The sequence below is a fragment of the uncultured Kiloniella sp. genome, from assembly GCF_937128705.1.
Lineage (GTDB): Bacteria > Pseudomonadota > Alphaproteobacteria > Kiloniellales > Kiloniellaceae > Kiloniella.
Genome location: NZ_CAKZMP010000173.1, coordinates 1 through 4,796, shown reverse-complemented (window position 1 = coordinate 4,796; position 4,796 = coordinate 1). Strand labels below are relative to the sequence as shown.

General features: G+C 43.0%; 4 protein-coding genes. All 4 read right to left on the bottom strand.

From position 1 onward, the window contains the following. Window positions 1-879: 879 nt before the first annotated feature. A complete protein-coding gene (locus Q0241_RS09540; protein ID WP_299376607.1) occupies window positions 880-1,305 on the bottom strand; it encodes an SRPBCC domain-containing protein in 426 nt (141 codons plus the stop codon). A 3-nt stretch (window positions 1,306-1,308) separates the two neighbouring features. Then, window positions 1,309-1,653: a metalloregulator ArsR/SmtB family transcription factor gene (locus tag Q0241_RS09535; RefSeq protein WP_299376604.1), complete on the bottom strand. Its 345-nt coding sequence runs from the start codon at window positions 1,651-1,653 to the stop codon at window positions 1,309-1,311. A 202-nt stretch (window positions 1,654-1,855) separates the two neighbouring features. Continuing rightward, window positions 1,856-3,850 (bottom strand): methyl-accepting chemotaxis protein, encoded by a 1,995-nt coding sequence (locus Q0241_RS09530; protein WP_299376600.1) that lies wholly within the window; start codon window positions 3,848-3,850, stop codon window positions 1,856-1,858. Between the two features lie 262 nt (window positions 3,851-4,112). Next, the coding region (locus tag Q0241_RS09525) for an adenylate/guanylate cyclase domain-containing protein (protein ID WP_299376597.1) at window positions 4,113-4,796 on the bottom strand (684 nt) is incomplete at its 5' end.

Sequence of the window (4,796 nt, the reverse complement as noted above, 5' to 3'; positions counted from 1 at the left end):
CACAATGTAAATGCCTTAACCATTTTAACCATTTCAGACTCTCTAGTAACTGGGGAACGCACAACAAGTAAAGAGCGCGAAACCACCTTTAAAGACATGATAAAAATAGCTCTTGAATTGGCTTAGCTAATTAGCACCCTTTAACCCACTCTTTTTTCAGTATTATTAAAAGAACATTCTTTAAAATTGACTATTAGTGAAATGTTATTTAAATTTGAAGCAAAGCAACATTATTAGGTTGTGGTGTAAAATAAAAATTGAAGAAACAAATTCACTTATCAAAAGCTAGATTGATAAAAAGCCTAGCACTCAACCTTTAAAATAAATTGACAATGAAACAGTATTTCGCCCTCCTATTTGTTATAATATTTACCTTTACATCTCACGCCCAGAAAAATAGTAAAACTTCAGAAACATCTACCTACTACTTCATTCGTCATGCGGAAAAAGATAGAAGCGACAAAACAAATACGAGCTTTTTCTGACACCGCCAAATCAACGATTCCTATTATTGCCTTAACAGCCGATATAGAAACCAGTAACTTAAAAGAATATATTGCGTGTGGCATGAACGCCACCTGCTCAAAACCATTAAACATGGATGATCTTCTTAAAACCCTTAAACGCCTTATCCATGAAAAATCAGCAAACGCAGCCTGATAAAAAACACAAAGTTCGGCATTACCAGATATTCTATGTGCATGAACGCGCCTCAATATCTGCGAACAAAATATACAGTCAAAAAGGCGCTCTCTGATCAGACCAAACTTTTCCGATAACAGAGAGCACCCATTAACCTGTCTTATATAACCAGTAACCTGCCCATATAAAACGCCGTGTATTTGAAACCTGTTCGGCCTAATTAATTATACATACAATTTAGGATAGCGCTTTTCTCATAGAAGCAAAATGTTCGTCCCACCCGGCATCGAAAGACAGAATGAGGTCCATTGCTGCTTCTCCCGCAGCGGCCTCAACACCTTCGTGTGTTAGCGTTAGTCTTGTGCCACACAGAACCTCTTCCAGCACCCAAGTGACCGTCGTTAACGATCCATTCAATGGATTTACAGTAAAAGACCAAACCATTTTTTCCGGACACTGCATTTCCAGTACACGCCCCCAGCAAACCTTTGCCTTTTCACCATTGTCGCGGGTTAAGATCAATTCATAGTCTTCACCCTCGGCCAGATCCTCTTTCGGGGGATGGAACCAAAGACCGATCTTGTCTCGCTCTGTCAGGAAAGACCACACAGTTTCCCGGGTTGCATTAAAGAAAACCGTTTTCGTGATAGTGGATGTTGTCATGATCTATATCTTTCCCTTAATTGCTTGTCGCTTAGCGTTTTCAGAATTTTCCACAGCATTTTTCAAAGCTCCCAAATGCTGATCCCAGAATTGATCGAAATATCCAATCCAATCGGAAACGGCTGACAACCCCTGTGCTTCTAGGCGGTTGATACGTTCCCGGCCTTGAACATGCACTGAAATCAGCTGTCCCTCTTCCAGTATATTCAAATGCTTTTTCACGGCTGCGCGGGTGATCTCAAACTTCTCGGTCACCTCACCGATCGTCATTTGCTGCCGACTGAGATGCAGCAAAATCTCACGCCGCGTCGGATCCGCAAGTGCCCTGAATGTTTCTTGTATATGCATCGTCAAACCTCAACATAGTACTTTTTGGTATCATTTTATAATAATACCTTTTGGTATCATGTCAAGGTGTCTTATTCAGACCCCAGCTTTTTTCAAAAACCGGTCTTAGCGGATTAACGTTTTCACAAAATAATGCCACGAGGGCTGAGCTACTCTCTGCCAGTATTCTCAATAACAGCACAATTAATTGATTTATGGGCTGTTATGATGCTGTTCTGATTTGGGTCAGGAAGTTCTCAACTTCTTGTTTTAATCGGTCTGAATTTGTTCCCAATTCATCCGCGGCAGATAAAACCTGATTTGAAACTTTACCTACTTCACCAGAAGCTTCTGTAACACCGCCAATATTTGCAGAGACTTCCTGCGTTCCCGCCGCTGCCTGATCAACATTTCGTGCAATTTCCTGTGTCGCAGCGGTCTGTTCTTCAACAGCAGCAGCAACAGAGGCTGCGATTTGGTCAATTTGCTGAATGGTTTCACTTATATTATCAATGGAATCAGCCGCAAGCCGGGTAGAAGATTGAATGCCTTCCACCTGCCCACGAATTTCTTCGGTTGCTTTGCCGGTTTGGTTAGCCAGATTTTTGACTTCACTGGCAACAACCGCAAAACCTTTGCCAGCATCGCCAGCTCTTGCAGCTTCAATCGTCGCATTCAATGCCAGCAGATTTGTTTGTTCCGCAATATCTGTAATTAAGCTAATCACGGCACCAATTTTTTCCGCGGCATTAATAAGCTCACTAATATTGTTCTTGGAATGTGTTGCTTGCTCGACCGCCTCCCGGGCAACGGTTGCCGATTGTGAAACCTGTTGACTGATCTCGTTACTGGACGATGTTAGTTCTTCCGTTGCCGCAGCAACAGTCTGAACATTAGAAGACGCCTCACTCGAAGCCTTGGCAACGGTAGAAGCCTGCGCCCTTGTTTGCTCTGAGATTGCGGACATTGATTGTGCCGTATGTTTAAGATCTGCAGCCGCATTGGAAACAAAATCGACAACAGACCCAACACTGTTTTCAAAATCTTCCGCCATTTTTGACATAAGCTTGCGTTTTTCTTCTTCGTTTCTTTTTGCAGCTCCCTTTTGTTCATTCTCAAGTTTGGTATTTTGAATGATACCGAGCCTGAAAACTTCAACCGCACGTGCGATTGCACCGACTTCGTCCTTGCCTTCTTGGGCGGGAACTTCAACATCCGTATTACCCTGGGTTAACTGACCAACGACGGCTGTGATTCTGTTAATTGGTGATGAAATTTGACGCGCAATTAAGAAAACAACAAAAACGGCACCAGCAAGAATAACCAATACGATAAGGGCAATCTCTTTCATTGACTGCGTAATATCGCCAAAGACTTCGACCGCAGGTACCTCAACAATAACAAACGATTGGATAGAAGGTATCCATGATGCACCAACGATCATGTCACCGTTGCTTCCGGTATAACTGGCAAAATTAACTGCATTTTCATCAACGCCCGGCGACACGTTCAACAGGTTTTCTGCAACGCTGGAAATACCCGCTGCTTTTGTTATGTTTTCATTACCAATAAGCTCAGCATCTCGATGGAGCTTGATTGTCCCATCAGCTGTTGTCAGATAAACAAAGCCGGATTTTCCGACTTTGATGTTTGCAATATCTTTAGCCAGTTCTTCTGCCCCAACGCCAAGGCCCACCGATGCCAGCTTGCCGTTCACATCAACCCGGACATTCGTGAACATTTTCCATTGATTGCCAGTGGTTTCATTCTTATCCAAAACCATTTCATAGGGTTGATTACTGTCGATAAATGCATCAAACCAAAACTTAATCGCCCCACTCGCACCTTCGTTATAACCATTCTGGTCATAGTATTTTCGAGAAACATTCGAGACGAAAGAAACATTAAACGCCTTGGTTCGCTGCTGTACTTTTGATGCGTATTTTTGCCACCCTTCAATCTCATCGACTGGCTCCCCCCTGGCAAACCAATCCAGAATAAAGGTATTATCGGCAACAGCAAACGATGTGGTTAAATAAACATTCAGCTTTTTTTCAATATTGTTGCGAATGGATAAGACGGTCGCGGGTAATTCATTATTGTAAAGCCGTTTGGAAACAAGATCCGTGGTCTGAAAGTAACTAATCGTTCCTGCAATCAGAACCGTAACACTCAACAGTATTGAAATCAGAAGCATTAGCTTATTACGTATCGTCATCTATCGATCCCCTGAGTAAACTCTTAAATCGACTTCTGGCCTAATGACACATAAACAACCACACGCATCGTATCACCAGACTCATCAAATCTTCAGGCACGATTACGCCCGCAGTATTTGAAAAAGCCTTTCGTCACAAAACAACTTTAACATGATACGAAAAAATCGGCTCATGACTTTGATAAAAATAGAGAATTATTTTCAAACAAGAATGTTAATGAAACATCAACTTGGCAAATAAGTTCATGGAGTTAAACGGACATTAGTCACGAATACCATAATACTTTACAGGCTGGGTTTGCCCCCGAATAGTTGCTTCTCCATGCAGAGATAACGACGATGTACCTAGCTTTGCATGTGTATGCCCGGACACAAGAAGAGATTGATTTTTTTCTTTGGCCAAGGCTTCCAAACGGGCAGCAAGGTTCACGGCATCGCCGTACACAGTGTAACTTTGCCGGCCACCACCGCCGACATTACCCGCGACAACAGACCCGGTATTAATACCGATACGAATAGAAAGTGTCTCGTCGGCAAAGCTTCCTTGTTTTACACGCGATAGCATGGCTTGGGCAGCTTTTAAAGCATGTTCCGCATGTTTGGTATCTTCCAGCGGCACGTTAAAAATAGCCAAGATAGCATCCCCGTGAAAAGTGGCGACAATCCCCCCATTCTCCATGATGATGTCCGTCATTTCGTCAAAATAGCTATTGAGAACATTAACCGTTTTGGTCGGCCCCAGTCGCTCTGTCAGACTGGTGAACCCAACGACATCAGCAAAGAGAATGGTTGCTTCTCTCTCCAGCGGTGCAAGAAGGCCCTGATCATTAATCATTGCCTCGACAATTGGTTCCGGCACAAATCGCCCAAATATATTTGTTATGGATTGCCTGTCACGTTCTGCCGTCAATTTATCTCGTAGGGTACTTTGCGCTCTCTTCATCAC